A 17,197-nucleotide genomic window follows, 5' to 3' on the forward strand; every position below is an offset into this window, starting at 1 on the left:
ATGAAAACATGAAGGCAATTGTAGTTGAGAAACCGGGAACCGTTTTACTGAAAGAGGTGGAAAAGCCGGAGCCGCCGGCCGGTTTTGTGCGTGTGAAAGTAAAGTCCGCGGCCATCTGCGCCACGGATCTGGAGGTGATAGACGGCAATATCCCGGCAAACTACCCCCTGATTCCGGGACACGAATGGAGCGGGATTGTTGACAGCGTGGGAAGTGCAGAGGATGAAGCGTGGATTGGAAAACGTGTGATCGGGAGCAATGATGTGGTCTGCCTGAAATGTGATGCGTGCAGGAGTGGGAACTGGAGATACTGTAATGAATTTGAGGAGATCGGGTTCAAACGAAACGGAGCCTATGCGGAGTATGTGATTGTGCCCGCCTATGGTCTCTGTGAACTTCCCGGACAGGTGTCCTTTGACCACGGGGCACTGTGCGAGCCTCTTGGGGTGGCGCTCGGCACGCTTGAGAAGGCAGGCGCAAAATTCGGGGATACCCTGACGATCATGGGGGCCGGTTCCATCGGCCTGTGTATGCTGGCTGCGGCAAAGGCGATGGGGATGCGCAGGATCGTAGTATGTGCGTCCACCGGAAAACGGCTGGAGGAAGCAAGAAATCTGGGAGCCTGCGCTACCATAGAAACGGAAAAAGAGGATGTTGTGGAAGTCATGAAAGGACTGCATCCGGGCGGCTCCGATGTGGTGATTGATGCCACTGGGATAGAATCCTGCATACAGAATTGCCTCAAGATTGCAAGAAAAGGTGGAACGGTTGCACTTGCCGGATATGGCAGGGGGAAAACGATGAGCATCCGCATGGACGATATCCATATCAACAACCTCAGGGTGGTCGGAGCAGGAAACAACTGGAACATGCATAAAAAGGCTGTTTCGTATATGGCTGAAGGCCTGATTGATATAGAGAGTTTTGTGAGTAAGAAACTGAATCTGGAGGAATTTGAAGAAGGGCTTGCAATGGTAAGAAGCAGGCCGAAAGGATTCATAAAGGCGGTGTTTCAATTTTGAGACAGAGTATACTTGGAATCGATCTGGGGACGTCATCTGTGAAGCTGCTTCAGTGGTATACAGACGGCACGGTAAGAAAGGTGAAAGAAACATATAAGGGTGCCGAGTGTGAGGCATGGATAAAAGCCGTGTATCAGGCGGTCGGGAAAATAGATGCCCCATCCGTCACTGCGGTAGGACTGTCTTCACAGGTGGGGACATATGTGGTGGACGGCAGGGATGTTATCAGCTGGAGGTCACCGGAAGGGAAAGAAGAACTTGACATACTAAGGAAAGAAATTGGGCCAGATGTATTTCTCAGGGAAATCTCAATGCCCCATCCGGAGATACATTCTTACCCGATTCCGCGAATGATGTACATAAAGAAGCATTACGGAAATTTAAAAACTATCTGCCAGCCAAAGGATCTTTTCTGTGAAGTGCTGACGGGAAAACGGGTGACAGACCTGTATTCGTGGAGAGGACTGGCAAATCTGGAAACGGCACAGTATAGTGAATGGGGACTTGCATATGCCGGAATAGATGCAGGAGTGCTCCCTCCGGTCATGTACCCTTGGGAGAAAGCGGGGGAGGTCAGCAATACGCAGACAGGACTTAAGCCAGGCATACCAGTATATATAGGATGCAATGATTTTTTTGCAGGGCTGCTGGGCATGGGGGTCCGAAACGAAGTGTTTGATATTACGGGTACGAGTGAGCATATCGGGGTGTTAACGAAACAGATAATCCGTGATACAAAAATGGTGAGCGGTCCATATTTTCAAGATTTTATCCACTACGGGGTTACCGCATCCAGCGGGGCATCAATGGATTTCTGCCTGAAAAACTTTTCGCCGGAGGCAGACATTGAAACGTGTATCCGGGACAACCCCCCAATTTTTCTGCCATACCTGAACGGGGAGAGGGCTCCCATATGGAATCCGGATGCAAGGGGAGTGTTCTTCGGTATCAGCGGACAATGTGAAAAATGTCACCTGGCCTATTCAGTAATGGAGGGGATTGTGTTCAGCCTGTATCACATTTACACTCAGCTGTTGGCGGAAGGCAGGGCCCTCGTAGTGACAGGCGGCGCGGCGAAAAACCGGACGCTCAATACGCTGAAAGCGGAGTTGTTCGGGATGCCGGTGAGGACCTTAAAAGAAAATGATACCTCTGCTATGGGGGCCGTTATGCTTGCAGGTGTGGGAAATGGATTGTTTGATGATCTCGAGAGTGCGGCACACAGTCTGTGTAAAACAGATACAGTGATCTATCCGACGGGGGCTTACCGGGATATATTACTGAAACGATTTGAACTATATAAAAAGCTGTATCCTTCGCTGGAAGTGCTGTTTACAGAAAAAGAAAACCTGACAGGCGGCAGATAAAGAGGTACTGTGCACGCCAACAGGGGGGCACAGTAACAGAAAAGGAGAAAATATGAGTTGTGTAATATTTGGAGCAGGAAAGATTGCCAGAGGATTTATCGGGCATTTGCTGTATTTAAGTGGGATTGATTTTACATTTATCGAATATAACGACACGCTGGCCGATCTGATTAACGAGCGGGGAAGCTACACGGTAAATATTCTTGGAAACAGTGATAAGAATTGTGTCGTCAAAGGTGCCAGGGCACTGAAGTTCTCTGATCCGGAGAAAATCACGGAGGCCATCGCAGAGGCGGACTGTGTCTTTACAGCCGTGGGAGGAAAAAATCTTGGCGGCATAACAGAATTGCTGGCAAAAGGGATCGAGAGAAAAGCAGTGACGGGCAAAAACCTGAATGTTGTGACGTGTGAAAACTGGAAACAGCCGGCACAGATACTTCAGGATGCTATGGATGAAATGATCTGCAAGGATGCGAAAACTTATCTGGAGGAACATGTAGGTATTACAGAAGCTGTCATCATGCGGTCGGCAATTGAATCAGACGAGGAACTTCTGAAAAAGGATCCTTTAATCGTCAACGTTCAGGATTTCTGGGAGCTGCCGGTTGATGCATCCCGGCTTGCCGGGAAGCTTCCGGATATTCAGGGCTTGAAGTTGGTTGAGGAATTTACAGGATTTCTCGAGCGGAAGTTTTACACCTACAACGCGGCAAACGGAACCGTATCTTATCTCGGTGCGCTTCTTGGGTATGACAAGCTTGCGGATGCCGCACACGACGAGCGGATTCTGGAAATTCTGGAAGGTGTGTACAGGGAGACGGCAGAGGCGCTGTCGAAGAAACACCAGTTTCCGCTGGAGGAACAGCTTGCATTCACGCGGACCTCAAAGCGCAAACTGCAGGATTACAAGATTGTAGACTTTATTGAACGCAATGCGCGCGATCCCCTGCGAAAGCTTGGCCGGGAGGACCGCCTTGTCGGTTCTGCACGGCTTGTGCAGGAATACGGGATCGTGCCAGAGCACCTTGCGACGGCAATTGCGGCGGCTGTCTATTACAAAAATGACAGTGACCCGTTTGCCCGGGAACTGGAGCGGATTAGAAAAGAAGAGGGCATAGACGCCGTGCTTGTAAATGTATGCGGACTTGATGCAGACGGGGAACTGGGAAGACTGATCAAATCAAAGATAGAACTGTTGAAGGAAAGAGGATGGATCAATGAGTAAAATTGCGGTAATCGGTGCGGGGAAAACCGGACGGGGATTTGTGGGAAGATTGTTGAAAGAAGATCATTTAGAGATCATGTTTGTGGATAAAGATACAGAACTGGTCAGAGAACTAAACGATAAGGGAAACTTTCAGATCACCTTTTTCGGGGACGTACGTCCCAAATTTATAGTTGACCATTATCATGCATATACATGGGAGGAGGCTGATTTTTCAGATGTGGAACTGATCTTCGTGTCTGTGGGCGGCTCTAATCTGGAAGCAGTCGGAGAATCGCTCAGAGGAAAACTGGAGGATCCCCCCTGCTATATCATTACATGTGAAAATGCTTCCCGGCCTTCGGAAACCCTGCGCAGCGTAATCGGAAAAGAAAATGTGAGTATAAGCGAAGCAACGGTATTCTGCACGACTACAAGTGACGGCGGTCTGGACATCTATTCAGAGAATTACCCGTATCTGCAGTGTGATGCACAGCTGTTAAATGGATATACCCCACCGGTAAAAGGGGTAAAACCAATCGATCATTTCGGCAATTTCCTGACAAGGAAGCTTTTTACATACAATGCCGCAAGCTGTGTGATCGCATATCTCGGATATATCCGGGGATACACGGATTACGGCGAGGCGGCAAATGATCCGGAGATTCTGAAACTGCTTGATCAGAATTATGCGGCGACGAACCGTGTCCTGTGCCTTGAATTTGGCTACGATGAAAAAGACCAGCAGGAATTCGCCGCCCTGTCACGGGCAAAATTCTGCGACAGGACAATCGCCGATACCATTGCGCGCAACGCCCGCGAACCACAGAGGAAACTGACGAGTAACGAAAGAGTCATCGGGCCGCTGAAGCTGCTTCAAAAATATGGGGAAGATACAGCCGTCTTAGAAATGACGGCGGGGGCAATGTTAGTGTATGACCAGGAAGGGGAGGAAGAGTGGCGCAGGATCAAAGCAGAAAACAGTTATGAAGAAATATTGGAGAAGATCTGCGGGTTGGAGAAAACAGATCCTCTGTTTGAGGGAATATTAAAATATGCACATAAATTTACTGCCATATCAGTCTGATTTTTTGGCCGATATGGCAGTAAATTTATGCCTTATAAGAAGATGAAGATATAAAAAGAGAAAAAATAAATTAAAAACATAAAAACAAAGTTAATCATAAATGAAATGTATAAAAGTCGAAATATATATTGACTACAACAGAATTGTGTGATAATATAAGAAAAACAAATAATTGTCGACAATGAAAAGACAAACAGTCTACTATAAAAATGGAGGAGGAACATGATTCATATTAAGAAAAATATGCCATTGGTTGATAGTCGGCTTCTGGATGAACTTCGGACCCAGCCGGTTGCTACAGTCCATGAGGCTATGGGGCGCCGGGGGGCGTTAGATTCTTCCGTCAAACCTATTACCCGTAGGATGAAAACCTGTGGTCAGGCACTGACAGTCAGCTGTCATACGGGTGACAATCTTATGCTGATTAAAGCGGTTAATATGGCCAGGGCCGGAGATGTCATTGTGGCTGACATGGGAGCAGCAAAAGACTCGGGGCCGTTCGGGGAAGTTCTGGCAGTTGAGTGTATCACAAAAGGTGTTTCCGGATTGATTTTATCTTGTGCGGTAAGAGACAGCAGTGAAATTGAAGAGTTGGGATTTCCGGTATTTTCAAGTGGTATTTGCGTAAAAGGTACGGCAAAAGCAACACTGGGAACAATCAACCATTCAATTTGCTGTAAGGGTCAGATTGTAAATCCGGGTGATATTGTATTGGGAGATGCAGATGGAGTTGTTATTATACCTCGTGAGGAGGCTAAAGAGGTATTAAAGGCTTCGAAAGAACGTACAGCGAAAGAGGAGAATATCATGAAGAGGCTGCGTGAAGGCGAGTCACTTTTTGATATTTATGGTTACCAAAAAATAATGGATTGTCTTGAATGTGTGGAAGAATAGCCTGACAGCCTTGATTGTCATTTGCCGCCAATGCGGGAAAGCCGCTTGGCGTAATGCATGATTTATACTATAATGGAATAAATTGGCAAAATTATAGAATATGTAATTTTACATGCATTACGGCTTGCAGGAAATAAAAAATGTATTGGAGGAAACATTATGGCAAACAAATCTAACGGCGCTATTGACAAAGCCTATCAGTATTTGTATGGGGGGATTCTGTCAGGCGAACTGCCGCTGGGATCTCCGATCTCAGAAATGGAAATCAGTGCGGCACTTAAGATAAGCCGCTCACCAATCCGGGAGGCATTGCGCAGGATGGAGACAGAAGGCCTTGTTCACCGCTACCCGGGACACGGGACGTTTGTAACAAATATAACCCAGAAGGATTTGGAAGATATCTTTGAATTGCGTATTATGTTTGAACTACAGGCACTGCATACTGCGTATAAGTATTTTGACAATGAATATCTAGATGCTCTTGAAAGGGATTTCATGTATTTAAATCCAGATTCCCAGCCACAGCAGTATTATGATGCAAATACCAGACTGCACACAGGGATCATAGCCTATGCCGGAAATGAACGCATGGAAAAGTTTTACAATCAGCTGTTAGCTCAGATGGCGATTGTAAACCGTATATCAGCGAGGGACCCTGAACACTTTGTACTTTCGAGGGAAAAGCATCTGGCAATTGTACAGGCTATCAAGCAGCGTGATCTGGAAAAGGCAGAGCAGTATTTACGGGCACATTTAGAAGAAGTGCGGGACAGGACCATCAAGGGATATGGAGAACCTATTGTGTCTGAAAAGTATACTCCGCATTCAACGTTGTAGCAGCCGGACATCATAATACACAGAATCATTGAAACGGAGGAGAACCTATGAAAATCGGAATGATTGGTTTAGGCGCTATGGGATTTCCCATAGCACGGTGTTTATTGAAAGCAGGATATGATTTATATGTATTTGATGTAATGAAAGATAAATTGGATGAAATCAGTAGGGAAGGCGCACATCCTTGTGCCGGCGCAGGCGAAGTAAGTGCCTGCGTAAGTGTGGCATTTTGTTCCCTGCCAAATGCCTCAATTGTAGAAAGCGTATTAGAAGAAGTATTTGCACAGAGTGGCCTGAGTCTGGATGTGTGGGTAGATTTGAGCAGTATTTCGCCTGAGTCAGCAAAGAAGTTTGCAAAGAAGGCAGCGGGATGTGGTTTTGCCTACATGGATTGTCCGGTAAGCGGCGGGGTGCGCGCAGCCGCTGATGGAACACTGACCATTATGGCAGGAGGAGCAGCGGAGACATTAGAGAAAGTCAGGCCTGCGCTGGAGGCCATCGGGAAGAAGATTTATCATGTTGGTGATGTGGGATCCGGTTCAGGGATGAAGATGGTAAATAATTTTATGCTTGGCTGTAATATGGCTGCGGCAGCAGAGGCCTTAGTACTTGGCAGTAAAATAGGCCTTGATCTGGAGACGATGTATGAGATTGTCAGAAATAGTTCCGGAAGGAGCTTCATTATTGAAAATAAAATACCTGATTTCATACAGAAGAGAAAATTTTCCGGAGGCTTTGCGGTGGATTTGGCATACAAGGATCTGGGACTGGCGATGGAGACTGCAAAACAATTTTCCATGCCTGTGCATATGGGAAGCACGGCACTTCAAATGTTTGAGACGGCACGTGCGAAAGGATTTGGAAAAGAAGATATCACAGCTCTATTAAAGATTACGGAAGAACTTATGGATGTTGAGGTACGGTAAGGAGGTTGAGAGAATGTCTGTTTATGAAATTGCAAAAAAACTTTCCTTTAACTATGGACAAATGACATTAGGGGAATGCATTCAGGTGGCAGAAAAAAGTGGCCTTCATGTAGGGGATGTCGTACTGACAGAGGCTCAGGATACGACAGGGAAGAAACGTGGGGAGGTTATTCAGTGCATGGAAGATGCATTTGCACATAATCTTCGTGCTGCTGAAATAGGGACAGAGACAGGACAGAGTTTTCTGCTCGGAACCGTGGGGCAGGATCTGACCGGGCCGCAGGCTGTATCTGTGGCAGGGGATACATTTGTTGATAAGATTGTGGCTTATACATTGGCAGCCCAGGTAGGGAACCATACGATTGGATTGTGCCCCTGTGCAGGTACAGGAGATTCATGTCCTTATACCGGCTTTGTGAGAGCCATGAAAGAGGAATACAATGATACAGGGAAAATAGCGAGAGCGATGGCGGTTATTTTGAAAATCGGCGGTATATTCCGTGTTGGTAAGCGTACCACAGGCTGTAACATGGAGGGGATAGGTGCAGGAGCGGCGGCAACGGCAGCGGCATTCGTAGAACTTCAGGATGGTTCTCCTTCCCAAATGGAAAAGGCAGTAGTACTGGCCTTGTCGCCTACAATCAGTGTGCCGTGCACACCGAGGGTGCTTGTTCCCGGGCTTTGTGCAACGCATATAGGCGGTGGTGTTCTTATTGCCAGACTGGCAAGCCAGCTTGCACTATATACATCCATTCCATCTACCGTACCGGTCGATGTGATGATAGCGATGGCTGCGAAGTGCCACCTTGCATCGGCAAAACATGTTGTACCGGTAACGATTGAATATATGGAGCCTTTCTTCAAACATGATGAGAGAGTCGATTCTTATGTGGATGCCGCATTGTTGGAGAGTGAGAAAAAACGACAGGAAGAGTTGATTCAAAAGGCAGCATTGGAGATCCGGGATCTGGCGGGACGTGCAAATCCGATTACACAGCCTTTTGGAGAAGCCGTTGTCGGTGGAAGCAGTCAGGGGGTAGGATCACCTACAAATTGCGCACGTATTGCTCACTTTTTATCAAAGGGGAAGATAAAAAAAGTAAAGATAGAATTATATTCAGAGTTATTTGCCCGCAGGGCAATTAATGTTCCGGGAATCCTGATGGCTGCTGTTAATGGGGCAGGTACAAGTGATGCGCAGTCATATAAAGAAAGTCTTGATTGTGTAAGAAAAAAAGGGATAGAAGTGGAAATACTTGAAATTAAAGAAGCATCTGTACAACGTGTAACCGTAGAGGCAGCCGATGTAAACGGTATGGTTGATTCGTTGAACCGTGGAGGCGCCCGGCTTGTGCTGAGGGACGCACTGCCAGATATTGAGCATGCAAGACAGATAGCAGAAGAGCTGGGGATTGTGCTGATAGATGAATGATTTATTTTTCACAACATATAGTCGACATTTTGTCGACAATATGTATTATATAGGGAAGATGTGTGGTTGATATGAGTATTATCACGAATATGCTGGAACGCATCAAGTTACCGGAAATGATACAGGTGCGTCAGAGCTTTAATCACGATCATATAGAAAATATGGAAATAGAACTCAGGCAGATACTGGATAAAGGGGAGATAGTGGGAGAAATACGGTCAGATATGAGTGTGGCTATTACCGCTGGCAGCAGAGGGATATGTAATATTTCTGCTATTCTGAGAATTCTGGTTGACGAGGTGCGTAAAAGAGGTGCATATCCATTTATTGTTCCGGCTATGGGGAGTCATGGCGGTGCAACAGCGGAGGGACAGTGTAAAGTTCTGAATGACCTTGGGATCACAGAAAGCAGTATGGGATGTCCGATCTGTTCTTCTATGAATGTGATACGGATCGGAACGACGTCGGCAGGAAAACCAGTGTATTTAGATGCTTATGCAGCAAAAGCGGACGGTATTATCATAGTCAATCGGATAAAGGCGCATACATCATTCACGGGCAGCTATGAGAGCGGGCTCCTGAAAATGATGGCGGTTGGTCTGGGAAAGCAGGCTGGGGCACAGGCATGCCATAGCGAAGGACATGGCAGGATGGCAGAATTTGTGGAAGAGTATGGCAGCGCAGTTTTAAAGCAGGCAAATATCTTGTTTGGAGTGGCAGTTATAGAGAACGCTTATAACCAAACAAGACGCATTGAATTGGTGAAAAAAGAAGAATTTCTTAACAGGGAACCGTACCTATTGGAAGAAGCCAAACAGCATATGCCACAGCTTTATCTGACAGATATTGATGTGCTGATCGTAGATAAAATGGGAAAAGATATCAGTGGTTTAGGTATGGATCCGCATGTCACGGGATGTTTTGCAACCCGCTATGCCAGCGGCCCGCAAAAGCCGGGAGGCATGGCAGTGCTGGATATGACGGAAGCTGCGCATGGTAATGCAAATGGAGTGGGAGTGGCAGATGTAATTACACGACGACTTTTTCAAAAAATAGATTTTGCCGCTACATATGCAAATGTAATGACGGCTGCATTATCACAGGCAGCAAAAATTCCCATGATAATGGAAAATGATAAAGATGCGATTTTGGCAACAATTGTACTAAGCGGAAACGCAGGCAAGTCTGATTTACGGATTGTACATATTCACGATACATTACATTTAGAAGAAATCAGCGTTTCCGAGGCATTTTTGGATGAAGTAATGAATCATTCTCAAATAAAATTAACAGGACAGAAGGGGCCTTTTATGTTTGATAGCAGCGGGAATCTGTTTCACTGAAAAACAAAGTCAAAAGCATACATTTAGCAGGAAGAAAGGCAGTATGCATAACGGATGTTTTTGTAAGACTTAAAAAGGAGGGAGGGAACAGGCAGAAAGTAAAAGTGCAAGCAGAACCTAAAGTAGGACATATGTTTCGTGAAAAAGATTTTATTAATGAAGGAGGAAGATTATGAGTAAAAATCAACAGGTAAACACTGCAGTTGAGAATCCCAGTGAAGAGTATGCAACCAGCGCTGTACCGCAATCGAAAAGACGTGGTTTCTTCGGGCTTATGATGGTATGGATGGGCTACGTGTTCGTTGTTACTACGATGCAGGTCGGCGGTACAATGGCGCGGGGGCTGACCTTCAGCCAGTTCATATCTGCAGCATTGCTGGCAGGTGTGATGCTGGCGGTTATCGCATGCTTTATGGCCTACATTTCGTGTAAAGAAGGACTGACGTTTACATTACTGTGCCGTTATTCTTTCGGAAAAGCAGGAATATGGATTCCGGTTTTCCTGATTGTAATCACTTGCGTATCATGGTTCTCCATTGATGCATGGCTTATCGGGGCAACCGTAAACACCCTGTTTCCGTCCATACCGATTATTCCTGTTGTCATTATCGCGGCGATCTGTATTATTGCAACAGCACTGGTCGGAATCCGTGCTATGACAATATTGAGTAATATTGCAGTGCCATTGATTTTCATTTTTGGGATTATATCCATTGTATTCTCATTCAAAAGTGTAGGTGTGGAACAGTTAATGGAGGTTACTCCGGATGCAAGCCTTGCAATCCCATTCTCAATGGCACTTGCGCTGGGGGTTGGTTCCTTCAGTCATGGTGCAGTTGCCAATACAGCAGAGGTCATGCGTTTTTCAAAAAGTCCGAAGCAGGCTATTATTACTATGATTATTGCTATGATGGTGGGGAATACTTTCATGCTCCTGTTCGGGGGGATAGGCATGCTGTCCACGGGAGAATATGATATGGCAATGATATTGAAAGCGCAAAATTTATTGGCTCCGGCATTTTTAGTGGTTCTTTTGAACATCTGGTCAACAGCACAGGGACTTGTATATGCTTCTGCAAATGCGATTGCAGCCACGCTGAAGGTGAAGAGACTTTATATTTGCATCGGCATTGGTATTGTCGGTCTGACAATGGCGTTATTGCACTTTATTGACTATTTTGGAACATGGATTGACTTGAATGCCAAATTTATACCGCCATTTGCAGGTATTATTATCGCGGATTACTTTTTCATATATAAAAGAAAATTCCCAGATGTCCTGAAATTTGAGAAGATCATGCCGACAGTAAACTGGGCAGGTTTACTGACATGGCTGACAGGGTCTGTGCTGGCAGGTTTCCGTGTGCTGGAATTCGGACTGCCGACAATGAATTACATAGTTGTATGCGTAATTGTTAAGATTATTTTATCGAAATACGTATTTAAACAAGAAGAAAAAAGTGTTGAGGAGTGTGCGGCTGATTAAGCTGCACATCCTTGTTAAGGAGGTGGCGGTTGTAGATGAAGACAGGCATGATGAAGGCAGTTGTATATCGGGAAAAAGGAGAGTTAGCATTAGAACAACGTCCTGTTCCTCAGATTATGGACCCAATGGATGCTATTGTAAAAGTGAAGCTGGCTGCGATCTGTTCGAGCGACCTGCATATAAAACATGGTGCGGTCCCAAGAGCGGTCCCAGGTACAATTCTGGGACATGAAATGGTGGGAATCATAGAGGAATTGGGGGAGGCAGTTCATCATTTGAAAATCGGTGATCGTGTAACAGTTAATTGCGAAACTTTTTGTGGAAACTGTTTCTTCTGTAAGCGGGGATATGTAAATAATTGTTCCGCACCGGGCGGGGGATGGACACTTGGGTGCTCAGCAGACGGAGGGCAGGCTGAATATGTGCGTGTTCCCTATGCAGAGAATTGTCTTGATCGTATTCCGGAGTCAGTTTCTGATGAGGCGGCTTTATTGGTAGGGGATGTCTTGTCAACAGGCTATTGGGCGGCTCAAATCACAGAGATACAGCCGGCTGATACGGTCGTTATTATAGGAGCAGGACCAACAGGACTGAGTACCGCTATGTGTGCAAGATTATATGCACCGTCATGTATTGTAGTGGTTGACATCTCTCAGGAAAGGCTGAATTTTGCAATCGAACATGGACTGGCGGATGTGATTGTGAATCCTCGGAATGAAGATGTCACAGAGGTGGTAGAAAAGTTAACAGAAGGTCGCGGTGCCGACCGTGTATTTGAAGTGGCAGGCGGTAAAGGAACCTTTGAACTGGCGTGGAAGATTGCAAGATGCAGTGCAGTTGTATGTATTGTAGCGATGTATGAAGAACCTCAGGTGCTCCCATTGAATGAGATGTACGGTAAAAATCTGGTCTTTAAGACAGGCGGTGTACATGCCAGTTCCTGTAAAGAAATACTTAAACTGGCAGCATGCGGGAAATTAGACGCTCGTCCGCTGATTACACACAGATTTACTTTAGACGGCGTAATGGAAGGATACCGCATTTTTGAAGCTCAAGAGGATGGGGTTATCAAGGTGGCAATTGCTCCCGATAACGGGGCGTAGAAATAGGAGGCGGAAGTTATGGGAAAAGAACCCGATATCCGGAAAATAGTTATATTCAGGGAAACAATTCGTAGTGAGGGGGAGATTGAACTCGAAAAACCACTGAAAAAATGTGTGGCAGCAGCTGTGATAAAAAATCCGTTTTCCGGGTTATACACAGAAGACTTAACGGAATTAATGGAATACGGCGAATTTTTAGGTGGTTATCTGACACAGGCGGCTGTCGAAAAACTGGGAGTATCCCCTCTGGAAGTGCACAGCTTTGGGAAAGCGTGTATCGTGGGCTTAAGTGGGGAGCATGAACATGCTGCGGCATTGATGCATCCGCGTCTGGGAGCTCCCATGCGAAAGTATCTACAGGCAGGCAAGGCGGTTATTCCGTCAGTCAAAAAGATTGCAGCACCGGGATCATCATTAGATGTTCCTTTGCTCTATAAAGACGCAATGCTGGTCCGCTCCCATTATGATTCAATTACGATTCGTATTCCAGATGCACCGCACCCGGATGAAGTTGTTGTAGCAGTTGCGTTTTCTACTGGCGGCAGACCTCATGCCCGTATCGGCGGTATTTCTGTAAATGAGATACGGGGTCAGAATGGTCTGGATTAGGAGGAGGAAATATGAGAAAGCCATGTATACGTAAAGAGGTTGTAGTGATAGAGGAAACACGGAAGGAAATTGGTAAAAGACTGGAAAAACCGCTGCGAAAATGTGCTTCTACAGCAGTAATAAAGAATTTATTTGCAGGATACCACACTCAGGACCTCTCACTTTATGAGGAGTACGGGGCATATCTTGGAAAACTATTACTGGAGAATGCATTGGAAGCCCTGGGAGTGGAAAGCGGGGAAATCCAAAGTTATGGCAAAGCATGCATAACCGGGACAAAAGGAGAACAGGAGCATGGGGCTGCTCTTCTGCATATGGGATTTGATGCTCCCGTACGTGAGATTTTAAAGGATACATTGTCTATCATTCCATCTTCAGAAAAGGCCGCGCCGGCGGGCAGTTCTATTGATGTCCCACTGCACAGCAAACGTGCTGTGAAGGTACGCACGCATTATGATGGTATGGAGGTCTTGATAGAAGATGCTCCTCATCCTGACGAGATTATGATTGTTTTATGTGTGACTACTGGTTCGCGTCCATTCCCGCGAGTAGGAGGGCTTATGCCGGATCAGGTAAAAAATCTGGATGGACTCAGTTAAAAGGGGGTTTTATACATGCAGGAACTGTTAATTACGAATATCGGGAAATTAGTCAGTGGTGACATCAGGCATCCATTGCTAGAGGCAGATACGATCTATATAAAAGATGGCCTGTTTGCAGAAATTGGAGGAAAAGAGATGACAGAGAAGCACCCCGGTGTACGGATACTGGATGCAAAAGGGGTTACGGTTGCTCCCGGACTGATTGATTCCCACTGCCATCCCTGTGCCGGGGATTACACATTTCGTCAGAAGGCAGTGGATTTTCTGGAAAGTGAGATTCACGGCGGCTGTACGACTATTATTTCAGCAGGAGAACCACATTTTCCCGGGCGTCCGGACGATCCTGCTGGTGCAAAAGCACAGGCCATTTTTTTATCGAAGACATTCCGGAATAAGCCGCCTTTGGGGGCAAAGGTGTACGGAGGGGCATTGATACTGGAAAAAGGCCTGACAGAAGCAGATTTTATAGAGATGGAAAAAGAAGGGGTGTGGCTCGTAGGAGAGATTGGACTTGGCACTGTGAAGTCACCCGAAGATGCAGCCCCTTTAGTTGCCATTGCAAAACGGCATGGTTTTAAGGTACATATGCACACAGGCGGGACTTCTATTCCGGGAAGTTCCACGGTTACAGCGGATGATGTGATCAAAACAAAACCAACGGTGGCTTCTCATTGTAATGGAGGTCCGACGGCTGTTTCGATTCAGCAAGTAGATCGTATCATTTGCGAGACAGATACAGCAATAGAGATTGTACAGTGTGGCAATTACAAGGTAGCAAAATACATTTATGAGCGCGTTCTGGAATTAGGAAAAGAAGACAGGGTTATCTTTGGCAACGATGCACCGTCGGGCACAGGTTTTATCCCTTTGGGAATACTGCGCAATGTGTGTTATGCGAGCCTGTGCGGGATTGTACCGGAGAAAGCTCTGGCTATGGCAAGCGGAAATACGGCACGTACTTTTGGATTGAATACCGGTATCATTGCTGCAGGAAAAGAAGCCGACCTGATTTGTATGGATGCACCTGTTGGTTCTGTGGGAAGAGATGCCCTGGAAGCAATTGAGGCAGGAGATATACCGGCGTTAACCCATATCATGGTGGAGGGACAGATAATTGTTGATAAAAGCCGCAATACACCACCGGGTAACCACAGGCCGGAATTTCTGTAAAGATCAGGCTGTATATCTGGAAAAGTGTGAATAAAAAGAAGAATGGAGGCTTTAAGAATATGGAGTTTAGCGAGCATTATACAAATTTGAAGAAGAAAATTGATTTGCGGAAAACAGCGATTTTAATAGTAGATATGATGAATGATTTTTGTAAACCGGGTGGAAAAATGGTGCTGGATGACGGGTATCTTGTAGTAGAACCGATACAGCGTCTGGTAGAAGCAGGCAGAAAACATGGGATTCCAATTATCTGGATCTGCCAGAAATATCGCGCGGATAAATATGACAAAGTGACAGAAAAACGTGAGGGAACTTGTTATGAGGGAACCTGGGGAGGACAGCAGATAGAAGAACTTCCTATTCTGCCGGAAGACTATGTGGTGAATAAACGGCGTTACAGCGGATTTTTCCAGACTGATTTAGACTTAACATTGCGTGATATGGGGTGCGAAAAGGTCATTGTAGGCGGGGTGGTTACTAATATTTGTGTCAGGGGAACAGTGGCAGATGCATTTCAATTAGATTATGAAGTGTTTGTGCCAAGAGATTGTGTCCGTGCTACAAGTGAACGTGAGCAGGAATCACAGATGTGGGATTTCGAAACACATTTTGCAACAGTTACATCGGCGAATGAATTGATTGCTGCAATGGGGGAACTTAAGCCGGGGGACGAGTGCCGCATCGTATAATATGAAAATGGAACAGGCATAGAGAGCAGGCAATTTATTATAAAAGAAAGGCTGGAATACATAATGGGAGTTTTAACACAGGAATTGAGAAGCCGTCTGGAGAATCTGTCTACCACGAATGTTTCAGATGCTCTGGATGCATTGGGGCTGAAAGGCTCTACGTATGGAGTAAACAAGATGTATGAGAACTGCAGAAAGATAATTGGTGAGGCAGTGACTATGAAAGTAGTTGCCGCAGGCTTGACGAAATCAACAACTCATATGGGTGTGAATGCGATTGAGGCAGCTAAAAAGGGTGATGTCATTGTGATCGATAATGGCGGACGGATTGATGTCAATTGCTGGGGAGGCGTGCTAAGCACAGGTGCAAAATATAAAGGGGTATCAGGGGTTGTCATTGACGGGGCCTGCCGTGATTTGGATGAGTGCATAGAACTGGGATTTCCTGTTTATGCGCGTGCCACTATCTGCGCCACGGCCCGCGGCAGGGTTATGGAGGAAGCCACAAATGTGATGGTATCTTTTCATGGAGTGCAGGTGCGTCCGGGAGATATCGTCATGGGAGATATTACAGGAGTCGTATTTATCCCGCAGGAACGTCTGGAAGATGTGGTGGCAAAGGCTGAAACACTTCTGGAAAAAGAAACGGCTATGTGTAGGGATATCAAGTCAGGTATGTCCATGAAAGAAGTGGATGTGAAATACAATTATGAAAATATGTTGAAATAGAAACAGATAAGGAGGATCCTATGAAAATTCCAAAACTTCCACCGGAGATTATCGAGGCATATAAGATGTTGGATTCTACAAGTATTTCTGACGCAATGGACCGTCTGGGCATTCCGGCAGGCCTGTACCAGATCAAGCCAGTCACGCCGGAAAAAGTGATGTGTGGGCAGGCGTTTACAGTACGCTATGTTCCCTGTGGAGAAGTAAAAGGAACCGTTGGAGATTTTTTAGATGATGTAGAAGCAGGGCAGGTATGTGTGTTGGATAATGGTGGGCGCGATTACTGTACTGTATGGGGCGATATTATGGCATTGTATGCAAAGATGCGCGGAATTGCAGGGGCTTTGATATACGGTGTCTGCCGTGATGTAAAAGATGTCAGAAAGATCGGATTTCCGCTCTTTTCATTAGGACATTATATGGTTACCGGGAAAGACCGTGTTGAAGTAGCAGAAATTAATGGACCTGTGACGGTATCGGGAATCAAGGTATGTCCGGGAGATTTGATTTTCGGCGATGATACGGGTGCATTAGTAGTACCTTTTGATAAAGTAGAAACTGTTCTGGAGATCGCAAGAGAAATTGAGCAGAAGGAAGAATGTATCAGGAAGTCCCTGCAGGACGGAAAATCTCTGCGTGAATCGCGTGCGCAAAACGGATATCATCATTTACAGACAAAAGAAATCTAAATAAGAAG

At 45.9% G+C, this 17,197-nt stretch carries 17 protein-coding genes; all 17 read left to right on the forward strand.

What is annotated here, in order from left to right; genetic code table 11:
- The first annotated feature begins 8 nt into the window (after positions 1 to 8).
- The 17 genes from ABIN22_RS01515 to ABIN22_RS01595 all read left to right on the forward strand — a co-directional run bounded on the left by ABIN22_RS01515 (position 9) and on the right by ABIN22_RS01595 (position 17,189).
- The gene (locus tag ABIN22_RS01515; RefSeq protein ID WP_346906187.1) at positions 9 to 1,022 is read left to right on the forward strand and encodes a zinc-dependent alcohol dehydrogenase; all 1,014 of its coding nucleotides are present in this window, start codon (positions 9 to 11) and stop codon (positions 1,020 to 1,022) included.
- Positions 1,019 to 2,389 (forward strand): xylulokinase, encoded by a 1,371-nt coding sequence (locus ABIN22_RS01520; protein ID WP_346906188.1) that lies wholly within the window; start codon positions 1,019 to 1,021, stop codon positions 2,387 to 2,389. Before ABIN22_RS01515 ends, ABIN22_RS01520 begins: the two co-directional genes overlap by 4 nt.
- A gap of 52 nt (positions 2,390 to 2,441) precedes the next feature.
- Positions 2,442 to 3,614 (forward strand): mannitol dehydrogenase family protein, encoded by a 1,173-nt coding sequence (locus ABIN22_RS01525; protein WP_346906189.1) that lies wholly within the window; start codon positions 2,442 to 2,444, stop codon positions 3,612 to 3,614.
- Positions 3,607 to 4,680, forward strand: a complete 1,074-nt coding sequence (locus ABIN22_RS01530) for a mannitol dehydrogenase family protein (protein ID WP_346906190.1) — start codon at positions 3,607 to 3,609, stop codon at positions 4,678 to 4,680. The genes ABIN22_RS01525 and ABIN22_RS01530 overlap by 8 nt, the downstream gene beginning before the upstream one ends.
- A gap of 222 nt (positions 4,681 to 4,902) precedes the next feature.
- Positions 4,903 to 5,574, forward strand: a complete 672-nt coding sequence (locus ABIN22_RS01535) for a 4-carboxy-4-hydroxy-2-oxoadipate aldolase/oxaloacetate decarboxylase (RefSeq protein WP_346906191.1) — start codon at positions 4,903 to 4,905, stop codon at positions 5,572 to 5,574.
- Between the two features lie 159 nt (positions 5,575 to 5,733).
- Positions 5,734 to 6,411 carry a GntR family transcriptional regulator gene (locus tag ABIN22_RS01540; protein ID WP_346906192.1) on the forward strand — a complete coding sequence of 226 codons (678 nt, stop codon included), beginning with the start codon at positions 5,734 to 5,736 and terminating at the stop codon, positions 6,409 to 6,411.
- A 47-nt stretch (positions 6,412 to 6,458) separates the two neighbouring features.
- Entirely contained in the window at positions 6,459 to 7,337 is an 879-nt protein-coding gene (locus ABIN22_RS01545) for an NAD(P)-dependent oxidoreductase (protein ID WP_346906193.1), read from the forward strand.
- 13 nt (positions 7,338 to 7,350) lie between these two features.
- Positions 7,351 to 8,769: an L-serine ammonia-lyase, iron-sulfur-dependent, subunit alpha gene (locus tag ABIN22_RS01550; protein WP_346906194.1), complete on the forward strand. Its 1,419-nt coding sequence runs from the start codon at positions 7,351 to 7,353 to the stop codon at positions 8,767 to 8,769.
- 71 nt (positions 8,770 to 8,840) lie between these two features.
- On the forward strand, positions 8,841 to 10,112 hold the full coding sequence (locus ABIN22_RS01555) for a nickel pincer cofactor-dependent isomerase, group 22 (protein WP_346906617.1): 1,272 nt from the start codon (positions 8,841 to 8,843) through the stop codon (positions 10,110 to 10,112).
- 172 nt (positions 10,113 to 10,284) lie between these two features.
- Entirely contained in the window at positions 10,285 to 11,598 is a 1,314-nt protein-coding gene (locus ABIN22_RS01560; protein WP_346906195.1) for a cytosine permease, read from the forward strand.
- Positions 11,599 to 11,648: 50 nt separating this feature from the next.
- Complete coding sequence (locus ABIN22_RS01565) at positions 11,649 to 12,701, forward strand: alcohol dehydrogenase (RefSeq protein ID WP_346906619.1); 1,053 nt, start codon at positions 11,649 to 11,651, stop codon at positions 12,699 to 12,701.
- 18 nt (positions 12,702 to 12,719) lie between these two features.
- Positions 12,720 to 13,310 (forward strand): amino acid synthesis family protein, encoded by a 591-nt coding sequence (locus tag ABIN22_RS01570; protein ID WP_346906196.1) that lies wholly within the window; start codon positions 12,720 to 12,722, stop codon positions 13,308 to 13,310.
- An 11-nt stretch (positions 13,311 to 13,321) separates the two neighbouring features.
- Entirely contained in the window at positions 13,322 to 13,909 is a 588-nt protein-coding gene (locus ABIN22_RS01575; RefSeq protein WP_346906197.1) for an amino acid synthesis family protein, read from the forward strand.
- A 15-nt stretch (positions 13,910 to 13,924) separates the two neighbouring features.
- On the forward strand, positions 13,925 to 15,082 hold the full coding sequence (locus tag ABIN22_RS01580; RefSeq protein ID WP_346906198.1) for an amidohydrolase family protein: 1,158 nt from the start codon (positions 13,925 to 13,927) through the stop codon (positions 15,080 to 15,082).
- Between the two features lie 26 nt (positions 15,083 to 15,108).
- Positions 15,109 to 15,771 (forward strand): cysteine hydrolase family protein, encoded by a 663-nt coding sequence (locus tag ABIN22_RS01585; protein ID WP_346906199.1) that lies wholly within the window; start codon positions 15,109 to 15,111, stop codon positions 15,769 to 15,771.
- A gap of 63 nt (positions 15,772 to 15,834) precedes the next feature.
- The gene (locus ABIN22_RS01590; RefSeq protein WP_346906200.1) at positions 15,835 to 16,500 is read left to right on the forward strand and encodes an RraA family protein; all 666 of its coding nucleotides are present in this window, start codon (positions 15,835 to 15,837) and stop codon (positions 16,498 to 16,500) included.
- A gap of 20 nt (positions 16,501 to 16,520) precedes the next feature.
- A complete protein-coding gene (locus tag ABIN22_RS01595; protein ID WP_346906201.1) occupies positions 16,521 to 17,189 on the forward strand; it encodes an RraA family protein in 669 nt (222 codons plus the stop codon).
- Positions 17,190 to 17,197 lie beyond the last annotated feature (8 nt).

The organism is Faecalicatena orotica (genome assembly GCF_905197545.1).
In the GTDB taxonomy this organism is placed as follows: Bacteria; Bacillota; Clostridia; order Lachnospirales; family Lachnospiraceae; genus Faecalicatena_A; species Faecalicatena_A orotica.